This is a genomic window from Paractinoplanes globisporus DSM 43857 (assembly GCF_000379645.1).
Taxonomy (GTDB): Bacteria; Actinomycetota; Actinomycetes; order Mycobacteriales; family Micromonosporaceae; genus Actinoplanes; species Actinoplanes globisporus.
This window is the reverse complement of sequence record NZ_KB903339.1, coordinates 26,048-44,507: the sequence shown is the minus strand read 5'-3', so window position 1 is coordinate 44,507 and position 18,460 is coordinate 26,048. Positions and strand designations below refer to the sequence as shown.

Genomic DNA, 18,460 nt, shown 5'->3' with positions numbered 1-18,460 from the left:
CGCCGCGACCATGGCGATCGATTCAACTTGACATAATGTACATTATCGACCCAGCATCATGATCGATATTCTCTCGTCGGAAATTGTCGGTGGTGGCCACTAGGGTCGCGGCATGGTTGAGGTCGTCGCCGTGCTGGAGTGCTTCGGTCTGAGCCCGCCTCTGGTCGCGCCGGTCCCGGTGGCGGGCGGCTTGTCGAACGAGTTGTGGCGGGTGCAGACGCGCGAGGGCGTGTTCGCGGTCAAGCGGATGGTGGTCAACGCCGACCGGCCGGGTTTCGTGGCGAGTGTGGAGGCGTCGTTCGCGGTGGAGCGGCGGGCGTTCGCGGCGGGCGTGCCGATGCCGGAGCCGGTGCCCGCGCCGTCGACCGGTTGTGCGCTGGCGGCCGTGGGCGGGTCGCTGTTCCGGGTGCATCGGTGGGTGGCCGGGCGTGCGGGTGCTGGTTCGGCGCGGGAGGCTGTCGAGCTGCTGGCGCGCATCCACGCGGCGGGCGGGCCGCGACGGGCGCCTCCCCCGTGTCCGGCGTGGACGCCGGCGTCGCGGTGGGGCCCTCTGGTTGCCGGGTTGGCGGAGCGGGTGGCGGGGCAGCCGGAGCGGCTGTTGGTGGTGGACAGTCACGGCGACCTGGATCGGAAGAACACGCTGCTGGGTGACGTGCTGGTGGCTCTCGACTGGGATGCCGCGGGTCCGGTGAGCGCCGTGCAGGAGGCGGTGTCGGTCGCGCTGGACTGGTCGCGGGGCGATCCGGCCGTCTTCGCCGAGGCGGTGACGGCTTATCGGTCGCTCAGTGGTGTGGCGGTGCCCGCGGAGCCGTGGGTGTTCGGCTGGTGGGTGGCCGCACAGGGTGGCTGGCTCGACTACACCGCCGAGCACGATCCCGGCGAGGCGCAGCGGACCCTGGATCGCCTGCGCCGCCTGGCCACCGATCTGGATGCGTTCACCTCTCCCCCGGCTGGGGGCGGGCGTAGTGGGCGGCGACGGCAGTGAAGGCGGCCTTGGGTTCCCAGGGCAGGCCCGGGTACGTCGTGCCGGGGTGGCCGTCGAGGACCTTGACGATGCCGAGGCTGGCCAGGTCGAGGTCGTCGCGGGGGTCGCCGTCGGGGCGGTGCGGGAAGCTGTGGAGGGCGAACAGGTAGACGAAGGCAGCGTCGACTCCCTCGGTGTCGAAGATGTCCAGCAGCTCGCTCAAGTACGCGGCCTGGCCGGGTTCGTCGCGTTCGTAGTGGCCGTTGAGGCGTAGTGGCGTTCGGGTGGCGGGGTCGTATTCGACGATTTCCATGCTGCGGGGGGCGATGTCGGGGGCGCCGCGCCAGGTGGCGGTGCCGAAGCCGGTGATCGCGACCGGTTTTGGCTGCGCGGTGAGCTGCCTTACGGCGGCGCGGAACTGGGCGGCCACCTCGGCGGAGCGGATGAGTTCGAGGGTGACGATGTCGAACAGGCTCCAGTCGACGTCCTCGAACGGGATCGCGGCGTAGGTGAGTCTGCCGTGGAAGCGTTCGCGGATCGCGGGGACGGCGGTGTGCAGGAACTCGTGGAGGCGGGTGCGGAGCGTGGTGATCCGGGCGGCTCGGCCGTCGGGGTCGGTGAGCAGGCGAGCGAGGCGCTCGTCGATGCGGTCGCCGTCGGTGAAGCCGTGGTTCATCAGGCTCATCTCGACGCCGGCGACCAGGACGATCTCGGCGCCGGTGGCGCGGAGCCGTTCGGCGCGGTCGGCGCAGTCCAGCAGCAGGGTGTGGATCTGGCCTGGGTGCAGGTCGAGGGGGTAGGGCGAGAGCCAGACCTCCAGTCCCAGGCCGGCGGCGGTGCGGGCGGCCGCCTCCAGCCGGTCGGGGTCGCCGCCGACCAGATGGACGGCGTTGCAGTGCAGGTCGTCGCGGATGATGGTCAGCTCGCGCCGGACCGTTTCGGGGTCGAAGCGTTCGAGGGAGTTGACGCCGTCGATGACGAAGCCGGTGTCGTAGGCGATGCCGTTGGCGCGCATGCCGGGTCCTCTCGGTTGCGGGGTGTGTCCTGCCGACGGTAGCAAAATATTGCGTGCGCGCAATTTTGCGTGTGCGCAGCTTTCGTGGCAGGGTAGGGCCGTGGAACCGGGTTTGCGGGCGCGCAAGAAGCAGGCCACCCGTGCGGCGTTGCAGGCGGCGGCGCTGCGGCTGGCTTTGGAGCGGGGGCCCGGCAACGTCCGGGTGGAGGACATCGCCGAGGCGGCCGGGGTGTCGCCGAGGACGTACAACAACTACTTCTCGAGCCGGGAGCAGGCGATCGTCGCCGGGATCACGGCCGATCGCGCCGAGCAGGTCGCGGCGGCCGTGGTCGGCTCCCCCGCGGCGACCGGGCTCGGTGATGCTGTGGTCACCGCGGTGGTGGGCCTGTACGCCGATCCGGGTGACCGGCCGCGCGCCGCGATGCTGATGGTGGCGACCAGTCCCGCGTTGCGTGCCTGCTACGCCGATACGGTCACCAGCATCGAGGGGCCGCTGGCGGAGGCCATCGCCGAGCGCTGCCCCGGTGTCGATCCCCTGACGGCGCAGGTGCTTTCCGCGGCCGTCGGCGCCGCGGCCCGGGTGGGACTCCGGCAGTGGCTGCGCCCGGCGACCGGCGCCGGTGGCCTCGTCGTGACGTCCGGATCGCTGCCGGATCTGGTGCGGGCCGCGCTGTTGCCGCTCGCGCCGGCGCTGGACGCGGCCGCGGGCCGGTAGCGTCGCGGGATGCTGGTTCGGTGGATCACCGGGTTTCTGGACTCCCCCACGACCGCGGCCGAGCGGTTCTGGACGGCGGTGACGGGGACGACGTTGTCGGCGCGGCGGGAGGGCGGGACGTTCGCCACGTTGGTGCCGGAGCGTGGGGACGCCTGTCTGCGGGTGCAGGTCGTCGGGAGCGGTCCTCCGCGGGCGCACGTCGACCTGCACGTGGAGGACGTCGCGGCGGCCACGCAGGAGGCGGTCGGGCTCGGGGCCTCGGTCGTGGCGGACAACGGGGAGTTCGTGGTGCTGCGCTCCCCCGCCGGGATCGTGTTCTGTCTGGTGCCGTGGCACGGGGAGTGGGTGCGGCCGGCGGCGGTGCGGTGGCCGGGCGGGCAGCGCAGCGGGGTGGATCAGCTGAGCCTGGACATCCCGGCCGGCGACTATGAGGCCGAGGTGGGGTTCTGGGCGGGGTTGACCGGGTGGCGGCTGGGGTTCTCGTCGTTTCCCGAGTTCCGGTTCCTGTCGGGCGGTGCCGGGCTGCCGTTGCGTTTTCTGCTGCAGCGGATCGGGGGCGGTGCTCCGGGCGTACACCTGGATCTGGCTTGTGACGGTGTTGATGCCGAGGTGGAGCGGCATCGGGCGCTGGGGGCCTCGGTGGTGCGGCGGGTTCCCGGGGAATGGACGACGTTGCGCGATCCGGTGGGCCGGGAGTATTGCGTGACCGGGCGGGCGCCGGGCTGGTAGCCGTCGATGCGAAACCGTGGCGGCGCGCCCGGGCGTGGCTGCGAGCAAATTGTCGGTGGGGCCTGATAGAAAGATTCGCACAAACGTACGAGAGAAGTGGGTGGGTGCCGTGGCCCGGGGTTTGAGCACCGAGGAGCTGGGGACGATTCGCGACGGGCTGGCCGCCGGCCGTAAGCCGCGGGTGCAGTTCACCGAGTCGGCCGGGCAGGTCGCCGGGCAGATCGGGCAGGTCGTGGGGCTGGATGATCCGGCCGCGTCCGACGAGTGGGTGGTGGTGCGGTTCGGCAAGGACGAGCTGCCCTTCTCCCCCGTCGACCTGCGGGTGGCGCCGCGTGGTGCCGCGGCGAAAAAGGCGCCCGCGCCCGCTCCCCCGCCGCCGGAACCGGCGCCGCCGGCCCCGGAATTCGTGATCGACAAGCCGCCGGTGGTCAAGGAACCGCCGGCGCAGCGCAGGAGTGGAGACGAGCCCGTGGCCGAGACACCGCCCCCGCCGCCGCGTAAGGCGCCCCGGCCGGCCAAGACGAAACCCGCCCCGGCGCTGACCGTCACGCTCGCCTACGGCGACGGCGAGTGGACGGTGGCGGCGTCGCAGGGTGCGAAGGTGCTGGCGAAACCGTATGTGGTGCGTCCGGCCGAGGCGCTGCGCATGGTGTCGCTGGTCGACGTGCCCGGGGTGCACGAGGCGGTCGAGCAGATCCTGGCCGCGGAGCGGTCCGAGGCCGAGCAGCAGGCCCAGCGGTTACGGGCGGAGCTGGCCGAGGTGGAGGCGCGGCTGGCCGAGCTCGGGGAGGCCGGCAAGCCGTAGCGGCCGGGCGTGTCATTATTGGCGGCCTTATGGGGAGAGCTTCGCGGCGGGCGCCGCTGATGTGGCGGTTCATGCTGGTGCTGGCGCGGTTGCTGGTGTTGCCGCTGTGCCGGTTGCGGGTGTCCGGGCGGGTGCCGGACGATTTGCTCGGTGGGCCGGTGATCCTGGCGGCCAACCATGTCAGCCCGTTCGATCCGATCGTCATGACCGCGGCGTGTCAGCGGGTGGGGATAGCGCCGAAGTTCCTGGCCACCGGCGGGATCTTCGACGCGCCGGTGGCGGGGGCGGCGATGCGGGCGGCGGGGCACATCCGCGTCGACCGGAACACGGCGCGGGTCGCCGACGCCCTGCCGGCGGCGGTGCAGGCGCTGCGGGACGGGGAGATGGTGCTGGTCTACCCGGAGGGGCGCATCGGGCTCGACCCGTGGATGTGGCCCGAGCGGGGCAAGACCGGCGTGGCGCGGATGGCCGACCTGGCCGGGGCGCCGGTGCTGCCGGTGGCGCAGTGGAACGCGCACACGGTGCTGCCGTACACGACGCCGGTGGGGCTGGGCCGGTCGCTGCTGCGGGCTTTGCGCCGGCGGCCGGAGGTGTTCGTGCGGTTCGGGGAGAAGCCGGTCGACCTGTCCGGGGTCACGGGCACGCCGGGCGCGCGGGCGATGAAGGCCACCCGGCTGATCATGGAGGGGATCGACGAGACCCTCGCGGCGCTGCGGGCCGGCGAGATGGAGCTGCCGCGCGAGGTGGACCGGACCCGGGCCGTGGACAACTCGCGGGTGCGGCCCCGGCCCGGGCGGGCGGCATTGCCGGGCTCGCGCACGACCCGGGCCGAGTCCGCGGCCGGGCCCCTCCCCCAGCCGGAGGACTAGGCGTCAGTACCAGGAGGGCCCGTACTGGACGTAGGGCTTCTCCAGGGCGGCGGCCTCGTCGTCGGTGAGGTGGATGTCGAGGGCGCCCACCGCCTCGGTGAGGTGGTGGGGCTTGGTGGCGCCGACGATGGGCGCCGAGACCAGCGGGTTGCGCAGCACCCAGGCCAGGGCGATCTGCGCCATCGTGACGCCGCGGGCCTGGGCGAGGTCGTGGACGGCGTTGATGACGGGCTCGTCGTGGGGTGAGTCGAAGGCCTGGACGACCTTGTCGGAGCCGGATCGGGTGCTCTGCTCGCCGGCCGGGCGGGCCAGGCGGCCCTTGCCGTTCGGGGAGTACGGGACGAGGCCGACACCCATGTCGCCGCACATCGCCATGAGCTCGCGTTCGTCGTGGCGGCGCAGCAGGTTGTACTGGTTCTGCATGGACACGAACCTGGTCCAGCCGTGCAGGTCGGCCGCGTGCTGGAGTTTGGCGAACTGCCACGCGTACATCGAGGAGGCGCCGAGGTAGCGGACCTTGCCGGCCTTGACGATGTCGTGCAGGGCCTCCATGGTCTCCTCGACCGGGACGTCGTCGTCGAAGCGGTGGATCTGGTAGAGGTCGATGTAGTCGGTGCCGAGGCGGGTCAGGGAGGCGTCGACCTGTTCGAGGATGGCCTTGCGGGACAGCCCGGACCCGCCCGGCCCGTCGTGCATGATGCCGCGGACCTTGGTGGCGAGCACGATGTCCTCGCGGCGGGAGAACCGGGTGATGGCGTGGCCGACGATCTGCTCGGAGGTGCCGCGCTGGTAGACGTTGGCCGTGTCCCAGAAGGTGATGCCGAGCTCGACGGCCTGGCGGAAGAACGGCGCGGCGAGGTCTTCGGTCAGCGCCCACGGGTGGGCGTCGGGCGTGGTCGGGTCGCCGTAGCTCATGCAGCCGAGCGCGAGCCGGCTGACCCGGAGGCCGGTACTGCCGAGGCGGGTGTAGTGCATTCCCTGACGCTACGCCGGCCCGGTCCGGCCGGCCCGGTCACCGGGAACATCGACGTTCTGCCATGGCGGCGCGCTCGGGGAATTCCGGGGATGGGAGCATGGTCGCCCATGAGAGCGCAAGCGGCGGTCGAGCGCACGGTCAGCCTGCCGGACGGCAGGCGGGTCGCGGTTCGTGAGGGCGGCGACCTGGACGGCGTGCCCGTGCTGTTCCACCACGGCACGCCCGCCTCCCGGCACCAGGCCGGACTGGTCGAGGCGGCCGCCCGGCGGCAGGGCGTACGGCTGATCTCGGTGAACCGGCCGGGCTACGGCGCCGCGGCCGACACCCCGCCGAGTCTCGCCTCGGTCGGGGCCGACACGATCGCGGTGGCCGACGCGATCGGGGTGACCCGGTTCGCGACCGCGGGTGTCTCCGGGGGCGGCCCGTACGCCCTGGCCACCGCGCTGGCCGGACCGCAGCGGGTGTCGGCGGTCGCGGTCGTGGCCGGCATCGGGCCGTGGCGGATCATCCAGGCGGCCGTGCCCGGCGACCCCGAGCGGGACCTGCTGACGCTGACCGACAGCGGGCAGAGCGAGGCCGCGCTCACCGGCTTCCGGGCCCTCGCGGCCGCCGACCACCGCGGGCTGCTGGAGATCGACGACGACGAGGCCCTGGTCGACGCCTACCTGGACGGGGCGCCGGCCGGCGACCTCGGCTGGCTCGACCGGGAGAAGAAGCTGAGCTGGGCGGCCGACCTGCGCGAGGCCCTGGCCCGGTTCGACGGGTACGCCCGCGACAACGTCGCCTGGGGCGGCGCCTGGGACATCGACGTCACCGCGGTCGCCTGCCCGGTGCGGCTGTACTACGGCGACCGCGACCGGCTCGTCCCGCCCGCGCACGGCCGGTGGCTCGCCGACCGGATCCCGCACGCGACCCTGATCACGCTGCCGGGCGCGGGTCACGGCACGGCCAGCTTCGGCCACTGGGACGAGGTCCTGGGCCAGGGAGAGGAAGCCGAGCGGTAAACCGGTGGACCGGACCGGCCCCGGGACGCGATCGTGGCCGGATGGAGATGTCGGACGCCGAACGCAAGATCTGGGCCCGGATGCCCGCGGGCACCGCCGAGGCGATCGCCGGCCTGTCCGGCAGCGAGCTGCAGACGCTGCTGATGCCGGTGGCCCGCGACCGCGCCGCCCGGGCCCGCCCCGCCGATCTGCTGCGCCGCTGGCGGCAGGACCGGTTCGTGCGCCCCGCCGCCACCGACCCGCGCGCGGTGAGTGAGGCCGAGTCCCGCCTGTGGGCGCTTCTTCCCGATGACGTGGACCGGGTGCAGCTGTCCCCCGTCGTCCCGCTGGGCACCTGCACGGCCGTCGCCCCGCAGAGCCAGAACCGGATCGTCACCGCGACCCGCCCGGTCGAGGTCCTGTCCGACCCCACCAACGCCCTCGCGATCGAGGCCGCCAGCCGCCGCGACCACCGGGACGAGGTGCACGTGGCCGCCGCGCACCAGGTGCTGCGCGCGCAGGTTTTCGGCCCCGGCATGGGCGCTCATTTCCGGCTGTTCGCGCTGGTCTCCTCGGCCCGCGACACCGGTTCCGGCCGCACCGAGGCCCGCCTGCTGGCCCGCCATCTCGCCTACTGGGAGCGGGTCCTGGTCCCGGTCGCCGGCGCCCGGCTGGAGTACACGATCTTCGACAGCCCGGTGCTGCGGGAGCGGTTCGCCGGCCTGGACAGCCGGCTGCTGGCCGAGGACCCGCACCGGGAACGCGGCCGCGGCTATTACACGGGCGCCGCCCTGCGCCTGACCGCCGGAGACAACGCGGAGCTCGGCGACGGCGGTTTCACCACCTGGACGGCGCAGCTGCGCTCGGACGCGAAGGAACGCTGCCTGATCTCCTGCATCTCCGTCGAGCGCCTGGCCCCGCTCACCCACGCGACGGCCGGCAGTTGACCAGCTCCGGCGCCGGCCCGCCGCCGGTGATCTCCTGCGCCACCAGCCGGCCCGCGGTCGGGGCCAGGCAGATCCCCGGGTGCATGACCGCCACGTACACCCCCGGCGACACCGGCCCGATCACCGGCCCGTCCGGCGGCATCGGCCGGTCCCCCACCGTCCAGTCGACCAGCCGCAGCCCCGGCCCGAACGCCGCCCGCAGTTCCTCCACCGTCCGGCCGGCGAGGGCCCGCAGCCCCGCCCAGGTGCGGTCGGCGCCCAGCGGCGCGGTCGCCAGCAACATGCCGCCGGCCGCCTCCCGGACGTCGTAGGCGGGGGTGCCCACGATGGTCCGCACCAGACCGGCCGGCGCGCGTACCCGCATGAGGAAGGCCGGCGAGGCCGGCACCGCGACCGGCGGGCATAGCAGCGAGGTGCCGGTCCCGGCCGCGATCACCACCGTGGACGCCGGGTGCCGGCCGGCCGACGACACGACCTCCCCGTCGTGCACCGCCGTCACGGTCGCCCCCGACACCAGCCGGGCGCCCAGCTCCCGCGCGGCCAGCAGCAGCGCCCGGGTCACCTCGGCCGGATCGACGGATCCGTCGTCCGGGATGCAGCACGAAGAAGTCGGAAATGTCCGGAGGTGGGGTTCGAGCCGGGCGATGTCGCGGCCGGAAACCCCGCCGCCGGGCCACGTGACCGACCCCGACCACCGCACCTGCACCCCCGGCACCGCGGCGGACAGATCTCTCCAGTCGGCGAGGACGAACGGCCGCAGGGCGCCGGCCCCGCCCGGCCACTCCCCGCCGGTCCCCCCGATCCAGCCGAACGACCGGGCCGTGACCCCGCCGTCGCGGAAGATCACCACCAGCGGCACGCCGGCCCGCGCGACCTGATAGGCCACGCACGCCCCGACGATGCCCCCGCCGACCACCACCACCGGTTTCACGCCGAGGCCATGCCCCCCTCGGCGACCGTGAGCCACCGGTCGACGGTCGCCGCGTCGTGGTGCCGGATCGACCAGTCGACCTGCCGCAGGCTCATGTGCGCCCAGTACGCGCGCCGGCGCCGCGGCGAGATCAGCCCCAGCCGCTCCTCGACCGGCCCGGCCAGTCCGGGCGCCTGGGCCCTCAGGTAGAACAGCAGCGTCACCAGGTCGAAGTGCCGGTCGCCGCGTTGCGCGCCGTCCCAGTCCACCACCCCGGTCAGCCGCCCCTCGGAGAACAGCATGTTGCCCGGGTGGAAGTCCATGTGGGTCAGGTCGTCGCCGACCATGTGGGTGCCGTCGGCGCCGACCTCGCGCACCCAGGCCAGCAGCCGCGCGGCCCGCCGGCCGTGCCCGGACAGCGGCTCGTGCAGGCAGAACCCGGGCCCGTCCGAGGTCAGGTACAGCTCCGCCGGCCGCGGGTCCGGTTCCCCGGCGAGCACCCCGGCCAGCTGCTCGTTGATCCGCAGCATCTGCCACACCAGCACGGCGTCCAATTGGGACGGTGGCGCCCCGGGCAGTCGCTGCTGCACGACGACCCGGACCCCGTCGACCCGGGCGGTCAGCTCGTGCCGCGGTGTCGGCACCCCGGCGGCGCGGGCCCGGTCGACCAGGGCGGCGCTGCGGGTGCGGGCGGTGGTCAGCACCGAGCGGCGCCCGTCCGGCCACCGCACGTAGGCGGCGCCGACCTCGCCGCCGGGCGCGGGTCCTTCGAGGATCAGCCGCACCCCGGTGATCGAGGCGATCCGCTCGAGCACGCGCGGCGCGTCGAGCCGTGCCGTGGTCGGCCATGCCTCGGTGGTCACGTCGGCCCCCCGTATGTCTTTACCGACCGGTCACCCTAGTCGATATCGGTCACGGTTGCGGTCCGCGCTGCCGCAGGTAGGCGAGCACGGCCTCGCGGGTGGTGCGCACCCCGAACAGGGCCCGCGCCTCGGCGATGCGCCGGTTCGCGGTGCGCAGCGACAGGAACTCCGCGGCCGCCGCCGCCGCGATGGTGTCGCCGGAGGCGAGCCGGTCCAGCAGCGCCCGCTGTTCGGGCACCAGGTCGGCGACCGAGTTGCCGGTGTCGGCGGGTTCCGGCGCCGGGCCCTGCCGCACCGGGCCGAGCCGGGCCAGGTCGTCGATGAGCGCCCGGCCCAGGGGCGAGTCGGCGTCGCAGATCGCGACGATCCCCGCGCCCCGGGCGGCCGCGAGCACGGCCAGTTGCAGCGATTCCGCGTCGGTGATGCGCCCGTGCAGCACGAGCCGGTTGCCGGTCACGTCCCACGCCGGGTCGGGCAGGGCGAAACCGTCGCGGGGCACCCAGCCGTCGCGGATCAGGCGGCGCAGCACGGTGTCGGCGTCACCGGGTGTGGCGACGACATGGCGGGGGGCGTCGGGCTGTCTGGTCACCGGCCGTCCTTGAGCGTGTCGGAGGGGAAGGTGGCGAAGGCGAGGGCGGCGGCTTCCGTTCTGGTGCGGGCGCCGAGCTTGCGCATGCCGGCGCGGATGTGGGTGTCGACGGTCTCGGCGGAGATGCCGAGCTGGCCGGCGATGCGCCGGGTGGGTTCCCCGGCGGCGACCAGCCGTAACACGTCGTGTTCCCGGCGGGTGAGCTGATCACCCGATCGGGGGCTGCGGGTGTCGCGGTGCACGTGGTGCCGTCGCAGGCCGCGGCGGGCGCGCCCGGCGAGCACGGTCAGGCCCGCCGCGTCGGCGAGCCTCTCGGCGTCCAGCAGCGCCGCGACGGCGCGGGCCGGGTCACTGTCGGTGAGCCCGGCGGCGAGCAGGCACCGCACTTGCTCCCGCAACGCGACGGGCCGCCACCCGTCCGCCGCGGCGGTGAAGCCGGTACCGGTGGCCCAGGCGGTCAACGTCCGCCGGGCCGGTGCGGGAAGTCCGCCGGGAATCGGCGGCGTCGTCACTTCTCCCAGGTCGAACGCGGCCCACCGGGCCGTGATCGCCGTCAGTCCGGAAATCAGTCCATGGGCCTCGGTCTCGGAACGCGTCGCCCGGTCCGGTTGCCCGTCCAGCCAGGCGGTCTCCTGCGCCACCCACCCGGCGGCCGGATGCGCCGGTCCCGCCTCCAGCCGCGCCCGCGCCGCCCCGAGCAGCCCGGTGTCGGCCTCGATCAGCGCGGCGGCCGCCGTCGCATAACCCCGGGCCTCGTCGGGAATCGCCCGGTCGGTCAGGTTCCCGCTCCGGGCGACGATCTCATCATTCGCCGGTACGCGTGCGAACCGTCCCGCCCGGGGAGAGTCCACAGGAGAGTCCGCACCCACCGGAGCGCCGGCCTCCGCGTCCGGTTGCGCATTCACGCGGCTTCCGGCCGTGTGCGAGGCCAAGTTCGAAGCCGGGGCGTCCGCCGACGCCGGACCACCCCCGTGCAGGGCCAGCGCCCAATCGGCCGCCGCGGAGAACCGGGTCTGCCACCCGTAGGCGAGGGCGTCCGCGCACTCGCGGGCCGCGGTGATCGCCGTGCCCGCCGCCTCGACCAGCCGACCGTCGGCGGCCAGCTCCTCGACCAGCAGCCACGCGCTCCACCGCGCGACCAGCGGATCCCCGCCCCCGGCGGCGGCCGCGGCCAGCTCCTGATCCCATCCGGGCGTGCGATGCCGGGCGTGCACCGCCGCGAGCGCCGCCGCCACCCCGAGCGGCGGGTGCGGATAGCGGGCCGCGACCTTCCCGGCCAGGTCGAGGGCGCCCGCCGGGTCGGTGGCCAGCTCGGCCAGCAGCAGCACCCGGTCCCGGGCCGCCAGCACCGGCCCCGGCGCCGCGTCGGGCACCGGCGCGACCGCCGCCCGGGCCGCTTCCGGCGAGCCGGCCTGCAGCAGCGCCTCCCCGCGCAGCACGTCCGCCTCGACGCCGAGCGGAGTCTCCGTCGTCAGGACCCGCGCCGCCGCGGCGGCCCGCCCGGCGGCCAGGGCCGCGTCCGCCGCCGCTATCCGTACCCGCGGGTCGATTGCCGTCTCCAGGTCGCACGCGAACAGCAGCAGCGCCGCCCGGTCCCCGCCGCTGACCTGGTCGGCGGCGGCCAGGGCCCGCCGCAGCGCCCCCGCGTGGTCGCCGGCGGCGGCCAGGTGCCGGGCGGCCTCGGCCGGCGGCGTCAGCTCGGCCAGCCGGGTGTGCAGCTCCACCCGCCCGGCCGCGTCGAGCAGCCCGGCCGCGGTCTCCGCCACATACGTCGAGGCCGGCACGAGTTCACCGCCGTCAGCGTCGAGGACCAGCCCCGCCGCCCGCAGGTCGGCCGCGCCCGCCCCGAGCAGCGCCGCCGGTGCCGGCCGTCCGAGCAGCCCGAGCGCGGCCAGCGCGGTGCGGGCGGGACGCGGCAGGTCGGCCAGCGCGGCCGCGATCGCGTACGCCACCTGGTCGATGCCGGAGGCGCCGGGAGCGCGGCCCGCGGCCGCCTGCCGGGCCAGCGCGGTGATCGCGAGTGGGTTCCCGCCGGCCCGATCGGCCACCGCCCCCAGCACCGCCGGTTCCAGCTGCGCGGCCGTGCGCCGGGCCAGCTCGAGCGACTCGGCCCGCGACAACGGCGGCACGGTGATCCAGGCCGCGGCCGCCTCCCGCAGCGCGGCGGCGACAGCGTCCGGCAGCCGGTGCGGGGTGCGCACGGCGGCCAGCACCCGGCAGTGCGCGGCCAGCAGCGGTAGCGCGGCGAGGGTGGCCGGGTCCGCGTACTGCAGGTCGTCGAGGACCAGCAGACCGCCGCGCACCCGGGAGCGCACGGCCTCGGCCAGCAGGTGCACGTCGTGGGCGGGCAGCCGGGCCCGCACCGCCCGCGACAACGCGAGCGCGGGCGTGGAGCGCAGCATCGCCAGGCCACCGCCGGCGTACTCCGGCCCGGGAACGGACTCGGTGACGCGGCGCAGCAGGGTGGTGCGGCCGCAGCCGGGCGGCCCGGCCAGCACGACGAGGGCGGGGCGGTGCAGCAGGGCGGCGGCGATCGTGAGCGGGTCCTCAGCTTGCGCCACCTGCATGCTCCCCCCTGCGCTGTCGTGGCACGAACACGGGATCCCGTGACGCGCCGTCGTCCGTAGGCTGTCTGCGGCGGGCACCCCGGCCCGCCCGTCAGGGGAGGGTCGGTGGCGTCGGCCGTGGTCAGCCCATTGTCGTTGATAGTGTGCATGGCTGACGAGTCGTCGTGAGCGGCCCGCTGAGCGCCAGCGTAGCGACGCTGTGTGACGAGATCGCCGGGCGGATCGGCCCGGAGGCCGGTGGCCAGCTCAGACAGATCTCCGACCGGCTCGCCGAGCCGTTACGCGTTGCTATCGCGGGTCGATTGAAAGCCGGAAAGTCGACACTCGTCAACGCCCTGATCGGGCGGCGGGTGGCGCCCACGGCGGTGGGTGAGTGCACCCGCGTGGTCACCCGGTTCCGTTACGGCCCCGCCGACCGCATCGACGTCGTGCTGCGCGACGGCGAGCGGCGCAGCCTTCCGCTCGACGACGACGGCATGATCCCGCAGCGCCTCGGCGTCCCGGCCGCCCGCGTCGCGTACCTGGATGTGACCCTGACCAGCGAGAAGCTGCGCGACCTGACCGTGGTGGACACGCCGGGCCTGGCGTCGGCCGACACGATGGTCTCCGCCCGCGCCGAGGAGGCCGTGGGCGTGTCCACCGCGCCGTTCGACGCCGACATCGACGCCGACTCCGCGTCCGAGGTCGCCGCGTCCGAGGCCGTCGTCTACGTGTTCACCCAGGCGGTCCGGGCCGACGATGTCCGCGCCCTGGACGCGTTCCGGGACGCGTCGGCCCGGCTCGCGTCCAGCCCGATCAACGCGCTCGGCGTGTTCGGCAAGGCCGACACGCTGGTCGGCGGGGCCGGCGACCCGTGGCCGGTCGCGGGCCCGCTCGCCGAGCAGCAGGCGGCCCTGCTGGCCCGCACGGTCTCCGACGTCGTCCCGGTGATCGGGCTGCTCGCCGAGACCGCCGAGGCCGGCCGGCTGACCGCCGCCGACGTCGCCGCGCTGCGCGAGCTGGCCGCGCTTCCGGCGGACGGGCTGCGGCTGATGCTCGCCTCCGTCGACCTGTTCCGGTCCCGGCCCGCCCCGGTCACCGCCGAGCGGCGGGAACGGCTGCTGACCCTGCTCGACCTGTACGGGATCGGGTTCGCCCTGGCCCAGCTGGCCGCCGACCCGCGCCTGTCCACCGGCGAGCTGGTGCGCCGGCTCACCGACGCGTCCGGGTTCCCGCGGCTGCGGGCCACCCTCGACCAGGCGTTCCGCTGGCGCGCCGACGCGATCAAGGCCGGCTGGGCGCTGGGCCGGCTCGAGCGGATGGCCGGGCACACCCGCCACGAAGGCGACCGCGAGATTCTGCGCGACGCCGTCGAGGGGCTGCTGCGCGACCCCGCCTACCACCGGCTGCGGCTGCTGGACGCCGCGCAGCGGGTCGCCACCGGCGCGGTGCCGCTGCCGGCTGGCTGGGAGGCCGAGCTGACCCGCCTGGCCACCTCCGACGACCCGCGCTGGATCCTGCGGCTGCCCTCGGCCGGCGCGGACGAGCTGGCCGCGGCGGCGATGGCGGCCGCGAACCGGTGGCGCGTCTACGCGGTCGCCGGCGCCGGCCCGGCCCAGTCCCGGGTGGCGCAGGTCGCCCACCGCGGCTTCCACCTGCTCGCCCAGCGGGTGCGCGCATGACCGCCCGGCCTGCTCTCCGTGCGGGTGGTCTCGTGACCGCCGGCCTGCTCTCCTTGCGGGTGCTCTCGTGACCGCCGACCTCACCCCCATGCTCGACGCGGCCGTGCGCGACGCCCTCGCGTACGTGCGTGGCGCCGACCCCGATGCCGGCGCCGACCTCGCGGAGCTACGCCGCCGGCAGCTGGTCCGCCCCTCGGTGGTGATCGTCGGGGAGACCAAGCGCGGCAAGAGCTCCCTGATCAACGCGCTGCTCGGGGTGCCCGGCCTGTCCCCGGTCGACGCCGCCGTCGCCACCGCCACCTACCTGCAGTTCGTGCCCGGCGAACCGGCCGCCCTGGCCTGGCCGCCCGGCGCGGCCGAGCCGATCGCCGTCGACGACCTGCGCGCGTGGGCGACCGGGCAGCAGAAGGCCCGCCGCATCGAGGTCAGCCACCCGGCGCCGCTGCTGCAGTACCTGAGCCTGCTCGACACGCCCGGCGCCGGCGGCCTCGACCCGGCCCACGCCACCGTCGCGCTCGCCGCGGTCGACCGGGCCACCGCGCTGCTGTTCGTGGCCGACGCGTCCGCCCCGCTGTCGCACCCGGAGCTCGACTTCCTGGTCGCCGCCAGCGAACGGGTCGACGCCGTCGTGTTCGCCGTCACCAAGATCGACGCGTACCCGGGGTGGCGGCGCATCGCCGACGACAACCGGGTGCTGCTGCAGGCGCACGCGCCCCGGTTCGCGCAGGCGCCCTGGTTCCCGGTCTCCGCCACCCTCGCCGAGCTGGCCCTGACCGCCCCGGCCGGGGAGCAGGCCGCCCTGGTCGACGCGTCGCGGATCGCCGACCTGCAGCACGCCCTGGTCGACCTGGCCGGCCGCGGCCACCAGTTGCAGCTGGCCAACGTGCTGCGCGCCGCCCGCGGCGACCTGGCCCGGCTGGCCGGCGCGGCGACCGACCGGCTGCGGGCCGCCGACGCGGATCCGGCCCGCAACGCGCAGGTCCGCGCCGAACGCTCCGCCCTGGCCGCCCGCAAACGCACCGAGGCCCGGCAGTGGACGCTGCTGCTGAGCACCGAGACCCAGCGGGCCCGGGTGGAGACCACCGGGCACCTGCGCAGCCGGGTCGCCGCGCTGCAGCAGGAGTTCTCGGCCCGCATCGACACCGGCCGCGGCCCGGAGCTGACCGGGCTGCCCGACGCCCTCGACACCGCCCTGCAGGCCCTGGCCGCCACCCTGTCCGCCGAGCTGGAGCAGACGTTCCGGCAGGTCGCCGAGACGGTCCTGGCCGAGGTGTTCGACGAGAAGGAACGCGCGAGCATGCTCGGCCGGCTCAACGCGACCCTGCGGCACGCCCTGTCCGCCGCCCCGCCCCGCGACGGCTCCGGCGACAACATGCTGATCGCCCTGTCCGCGGGCGGCATCGCGTTCATGGCCGGGCGCGGCGCGATCCTCGGCGCGTCGGTCTTCGCCGCCGGCGGGCTGCTGATCCCGGTCGCCGGGATCGGACTGGGACTGGCCGCCGGCGGGTACGTGCTGTGGCGCCGCCGGGTGCAGACCGACCGGCAGCAGGCGCGGATCTGGCTGCGCGACGTGCTCGGCGAGGCCCGGGCCGCGCTCGCCGACGAGATCGTCAACCGGTTCACCGACCTGCAGTACGCCCTGTCGGTGGCCGTCGACGACGCGGTCGAGCGGCGGCTGCGCGACCTGGACGCGCACATCGCGGAGATCGACGCCGCGGCCGCCGAGGACGCGGCCGGGCGGGCCAAGCGCCGCGCGCAGGCGCAGACCGAGCTGGACGCCGTGCAGGCCAGGCTCAAGCAGGTGGACGACGTGCTGATCCGGGCGCGGGCGCTGACCCCCGTGGCCCACGACGAGGAGAACCGATGACGGATCACCACGATTTCGGCGACGACCATTCCTACGAGGACCACGTCCCGTTCGAGGACCACGGGCACTTCGAGGACACGCCGCTGTTCCCGGACGATCATCTCGCCTGGGACGACCCCCACGACCTCCACGACGTCCATGACGTGGCCGAGCCGCACGAGCACGAGGTGGACACTCCCGCCGAGGCCCCCCATGTGGACGCCCCGCTGACCGAGCCCGACGACACCCCCGCCCATATTCCCGACATTTCGGAAATGCCGGAGGACTCGGTGTTCCCGCCCGCGCTGGAGATCGGCGACCTGCCCGAGCCCGTCGACGGCCTCCCGTGGATCGACTCCGGCAGCCTCGGCCTGGCCGACATCGCCGCCGCCCTGCACGAGCACGACACCACCGATCCGGTACGCCCGGAGGAGCTGGCTGAGTACGCCGGCACCGACCTGCCGCCCGGCGTGGACCCGTGGGCCGCCCTCGCCGACTCCGACGACCCGGCCACCGCCGCCCTCGCCAAGTGGTGGCAGCAAAACTGAGCCCTTCCGGCGTCTCCCCCACGACCGGCCGCGGATGGCATAGTGTCCGCGCACCGATCGACGACCAGGAGCCGCCACGATGGCCGCAGCCACCGGCACCCCCACCGACGTCCCCGCGGCCGGCCGCCGGGAACGCACCGGCTGGTACTTCTACGACTGGGCGAACTCGGCCTTCTCCACCACGGTCCTGACCGTCTTCCTCGGACCGTTCCTGACCAGCATCACCAAGGTCGCCGCGGGCTGCACGCTGAGCACCGACGTGGACGACTGCGCCGGCCGGGTCCACCCGCTGGGCATCTCGGTGGCCGCCGGGTCCTTCTTCCCGTACGTCGTCTCGCTGTCGGTCTTCCTCACCGTCTTCGTGCTGCCGGTGATGGGCGCGGTCGCCGACCGCACCCCCCGCAAGAAGGTGCTGCTGGCCGTGACCGCGTTCATCGCGTCGGCGGCCACCATCGGGTTCGCGTTCGTCACCGGCGACCGGTACCTGCTCGGCGGCCTCCTGTTCCTGGTCGCGAACATCTCCGGCGGGGCGTCGATCGTCGTCTACAACTCGTTCCTGCCGCAGCTGGCCGGCCCCGACGAACGCGACAAGGTCTCCAGCCGCGGCTGGGCCCTGGGCTACCTCGGCGGCGGCCTGCTGCTGGCGTTCAACCTGGTCGCCGTCACCATCCTGTCGGTCAAGGACGACGACCAGCGCACCCTCGACATCGCCCGCTGGTGCATCGTGTCGGCCGGCGTCTGGTGGGCGCTGTTCACCCTGATCCCGCTGAAGTTCCTGCGCGAGCACCCCGGCGCCGAGTCGTCCACCCGCCGCGGCAACGTCCTGATCGACGGGTTCCGGCAGCTCGGGCACACCATCAAGGGCATCCGGGCGTACCCGCTGACCTTGTTCTTCCTGCTCGCCTACCTGATCTACAACGACGGCATCCAGACCGTGATCGCGCTGGCCAGCCAGTACGGCACCGAGGAACTCGACCTGGAACAGTCCACGCTGATCATCACGATCCTGCTGGTCCAGTTCCTGGCGTTCGGCGGCGCGCTGCTGCTGGGGGCGATGGCCGCCCGCATCGGCGCCCGCAAGACGATCCTGTTCAGCCTGGTCCTCTGGCTGGGCGTGGTCATCGCCGCCTACTGGCTGCCGGCCGGCGAGCCGCTGCCGTTCATGCTGCTCGGCGTGGCCATCGGCCTGGTGCTGGGCGGCAGCCAGGCGCTGAGCCGCAGCCTGTTCTCCCAGCTGATCCCCACCGGCCGCGAGGGCGAGTACTACGGCTTCTACGAGATCAGCGACAAGGGCACCAGCTGGCTCGGCCCGCTGCTGTTCGGCCTGGTCTTCCAGATCACCAACAGCTACCGGTTCGGCATCGTCTCGCTGGTCGTCTTCTTCCTGGTCGGCGGCATCCTGCTGGCGCTGGTCCCGCTCCGCCGCGCCATCACCGCGGCGGGGAACACACCCCCCAGACTCCTGTGATCCAG

17 protein-coding genes are annotated in these 18,460 nt (G+C 74.6%); 11 read left to right on the top strand and 6 right to left on the bottom strand.

Going from position 1 to position 18,460, the window contains the following annotated elements:
• Positions 1 to 112: 112 nt before the first annotated feature.
• Positions 113 to 985 (top strand): aminoglycoside phosphotransferase family protein, encoded by an 873-nt coding sequence (locus A3CQ_RS0142235; protein WP_020517014.1) that lies wholly within the window; start codon positions 113 to 115, stop codon positions 983 to 985.
• On the opposite strand, the gene A3CQ_RS0142230 is transcribed toward A3CQ_RS0142235, so the two are convergent.
• Positions 936 to 1,979: a glycoside hydrolase family 113 protein gene (locus tag A3CQ_RS0142230; RefSeq protein ID WP_020517013.1), complete on the bottom strand. Its 1,044-nt coding sequence runs from the start codon at positions 1,977 to 1,979 to the stop codon at positions 936 to 938. The two genes, A3CQ_RS0142235 and A3CQ_RS0142230, sit on opposite strands and share 50 nt — an antisense overlap.
• Positions 1,980 to 2,079: 100 nt before the next feature.
• Here A3CQ_RS0142230 and A3CQ_RS0142225 point away from each other — a divergent pair, with 100 nt between their 5' ends.
• The 4 genes from A3CQ_RS0142225 to A3CQ_RS55985 all read left to right on the top strand — a co-directional run bounded on the left by A3CQ_RS0142225 (position 2,080) and on the right by A3CQ_RS55985 (position 5,097).
• On the top strand, positions 2,080 to 2,694 hold the full coding sequence (locus A3CQ_RS0142225) for a TetR/AcrR family transcriptional regulator (RefSeq protein ID WP_040433988.1): 615 nt from the start codon (positions 2,080 to 2,082) through the stop codon (positions 2,692 to 2,694).
• A gap of 9 nt (positions 2,695 to 2,703) precedes the next feature.
• Positions 2,704 to 3,423 carry a VOC family protein gene (locus A3CQ_RS0142220; protein ID WP_020517011.1) on the top strand — a complete coding sequence of 240 codons (720 nt, stop codon included), beginning with the start codon at positions 2,704 to 2,706 and terminating at the stop codon, positions 3,421 to 3,423.
• 109 nt (positions 3,424 to 3,532) lie between these two features.
• On the top strand, positions 3,533 to 4,228 hold the full coding sequence (locus A3CQ_RS0142215) for a hypothetical protein (RefSeq protein WP_040434025.1): 696 nt from the start codon (positions 3,533 to 3,535) through the stop codon (positions 4,226 to 4,228).
• Positions 4,229 to 4,257: 29 nt separating this feature from the next.
• A complete protein-coding gene (locus A3CQ_RS55985; RefSeq protein WP_084699468.1) occupies positions 4,258 to 5,097 on the top strand; it encodes a lysophospholipid acyltransferase family protein in 840 nt (279 codons plus the stop codon).
• Positions 5,098 to 5,100: 3 nt separating this feature from the next.
• Here A3CQ_RS55985 and A3CQ_RS0142205 read toward each other — a convergent pair whose 3' ends face one another.
• Positions 5,101 to 6,072, bottom strand: a complete 972-nt coding sequence (locus A3CQ_RS0142205) for an aldo/keto reductase (protein WP_020517008.1) — start codon at positions 6,070 to 6,072, stop codon at positions 5,101 to 5,103.
• 108 nt (positions 6,073 to 6,180) lie between these two features.
• Here A3CQ_RS0142205 and A3CQ_RS0142200 point away from each other — a divergent pair, with 108 nt between their 5' ends.
• Together A3CQ_RS0142200 and A3CQ_RS0142195 are read left to right on the top strand one after the other, a co-directional pair.
• Positions 6,181 to 7,077, top strand: coding sequence for an alpha/beta hydrolase (locus tag A3CQ_RS0142200; RefSeq protein ID WP_020517007.1), 897 nt, complete (start codon positions 6,181 to 6,183; stop codon positions 7,075 to 7,077).
• A 41-nt stretch (positions 7,078 to 7,118) separates the two neighbouring features.
• Positions 7,119 to 8,003 (top strand): hypothetical protein, encoded by an 885-nt coding sequence (locus A3CQ_RS0142195; RefSeq protein ID WP_020517006.1) that lies wholly within the window; start codon positions 7,119 to 7,121, stop codon positions 8,001 to 8,003.
• Here A3CQ_RS0142195 and A3CQ_RS0142190 read toward each other — a convergent pair.
• The 4 genes from A3CQ_RS0142190 to A3CQ_RS0142175 are packed head-to-tail and all read right to left on the bottom strand — an operon-like array spanning position 7,978 to position 12,932.
• Positions 7,978 to 8,934, bottom strand: a complete 957-nt coding sequence (locus A3CQ_RS0142190; protein ID WP_020517005.1) for an NAD(P)/FAD-dependent oxidoreductase — start codon at positions 8,932 to 8,934, stop codon at positions 7,978 to 7,980. The genes A3CQ_RS0142195 and A3CQ_RS0142190 overlap by 26 nt on opposite strands.
• Complete coding sequence (locus A3CQ_RS0142185) at positions 8,931 to 9,776, bottom strand: phosphotransferase (protein ID WP_020517004.1); 846 nt, start codon at positions 9,774 to 9,776, stop codon at positions 8,931 to 8,933. The genes A3CQ_RS0142190 and A3CQ_RS0142185 overlap by 4 nt, the downstream gene beginning before the upstream one ends.
• Before the next feature lie 49 nt (positions 9,777 to 9,825).
• Positions 9,826 to 10,365, bottom strand: coding sequence for a hypothetical protein (locus tag A3CQ_RS0142180; RefSeq protein WP_020517003.1), 540 nt, complete (start codon positions 10,363 to 10,365; stop codon positions 9,826 to 9,828).
• Positions 10,362 to 12,932, bottom strand: coding sequence for a LuxR C-terminal-related transcriptional regulator (locus A3CQ_RS0142175; RefSeq protein WP_020517002.1), 2,571 nt, complete (start codon positions 12,930 to 12,932; stop codon positions 10,362 to 10,364). Before A3CQ_RS0142175 ends, A3CQ_RS0142180 begins: the two co-directional genes overlap by 4 nt.
• 164 nt (positions 12,933 to 13,096) lie before the next feature.
• Here A3CQ_RS0142175 and A3CQ_RS0142170 point away from each other — a divergent pair, with 164 nt between their 5' ends.
• The 4 genes from A3CQ_RS0142170 to A3CQ_RS0142155 all read left to right on the top strand — a co-directional run bounded on the left by A3CQ_RS0142170 (position 13,097) and on the right by A3CQ_RS0142155 (position 18,455).
• Positions 13,097 to 14,593: a dynamin family protein gene (locus A3CQ_RS0142170; protein WP_020517001.1), complete on the top strand. Its 1,497-nt coding sequence runs from the start codon at positions 13,097 to 13,099 to the stop codon at positions 14,591 to 14,593.
• Positions 14,594 to 14,660: 67 nt separating this feature from the next.
• Positions 14,661 to 16,460 (top strand): dynamin family protein, encoded by a 1,800-nt coding sequence (locus A3CQ_RS0142165; protein ID WP_020517000.1) that lies wholly within the window; start codon positions 14,661 to 14,663, stop codon positions 16,458 to 16,460.
• Positions 16,457 to 16,987, top strand: coding sequence for a hypothetical protein (locus A3CQ_RS0142160; protein ID WP_020516999.1), 531 nt, complete (start codon positions 16,457 to 16,459; stop codon positions 16,985 to 16,987). Before A3CQ_RS0142165 ends, A3CQ_RS0142160 begins: the two co-directional genes overlap by 4 nt.
• 79 nt (positions 16,988 to 17,066) lie before the next feature.
• On the top strand, positions 17,067 to 18,455 hold the full coding sequence (locus tag A3CQ_RS0142155; protein WP_020516998.1) for an MFS transporter: 1,389 nt from the start codon (positions 17,067 to 17,069) through the stop codon (positions 18,453 to 18,455).
• Positions 18,456 to 18,460 lie beyond the last annotated feature (5 nt).

Bases quoted from the DNA above. Each gene is read 5' to 3' on its own strand.
- A3CQ_RS0142160 (WP_020516999.1), top strand. From the start codon at position 16,457: ATGACGGATCACCACGATTTCGGCGACGACCATTCCTACGAGGACCAC.
- A3CQ_RS55985 (WP_084699468.1), top strand. From the start codon at position 4,258: ATGGGGAGAGCTTCGCGGCGGGCGCCGCTGATGTGGCGGTTCATGCTG.
- A3CQ_RS0142230 (WP_020517013.1), bottom strand. From the start codon at position 1,979: ATGCGCGCCAACGGCATCGCCTACGACACCGGCTTCGTCATCGACGGC.
- A3CQ_RS0142200 (WP_020517007.1), top strand. From the start codon at position 6,181: ATGAGAGCGCAAGCGGCGGTCGAGCGCACGGTCAGCCTGCCGGACGGC.
- A3CQ_RS0142195 (WP_020517006.1), top strand. From the start codon at position 7,119: ATGGAGATGTCGGACGCCGAACGCAAGATCTGGGCCCGGATGCCCGCG.
- A3CQ_RS0142155 (WP_020516998.1), top strand. From the start codon at position 17,067: ATGGCCGCAGCCACCGGCACCCCCACCGACGTCCCCGCGGCCGGCCGC.
- A3CQ_RS0142220 (WP_020517011.1), top strand. From the start codon at position 2,704: ATGCTGGTTCGGTGGATCACCGGGTTTCTGGACTCCCCCACGACCGCG.
- A3CQ_RS0142205 (WP_020517008.1), bottom strand. From the start codon at position 6,072: ATGCACTACACCCGCCTCGGCAGTACCGGCCTCCGGGTCAGCCGGCTC.
- A3CQ_RS0142175 (WP_020517002.1), bottom strand. From the start codon at position 12,932: ATGCAGGTGGCGCAAGCTGAGGACCCGCTCACGATCGCCGCCGCCCTG.
- A3CQ_RS0142235 (WP_020517014.1), top strand. From the start codon at position 113: ATGGTTGAGGTCGTCGCCGTGCTGGAGTGCTTCGGTCTGAGCCCGCCT.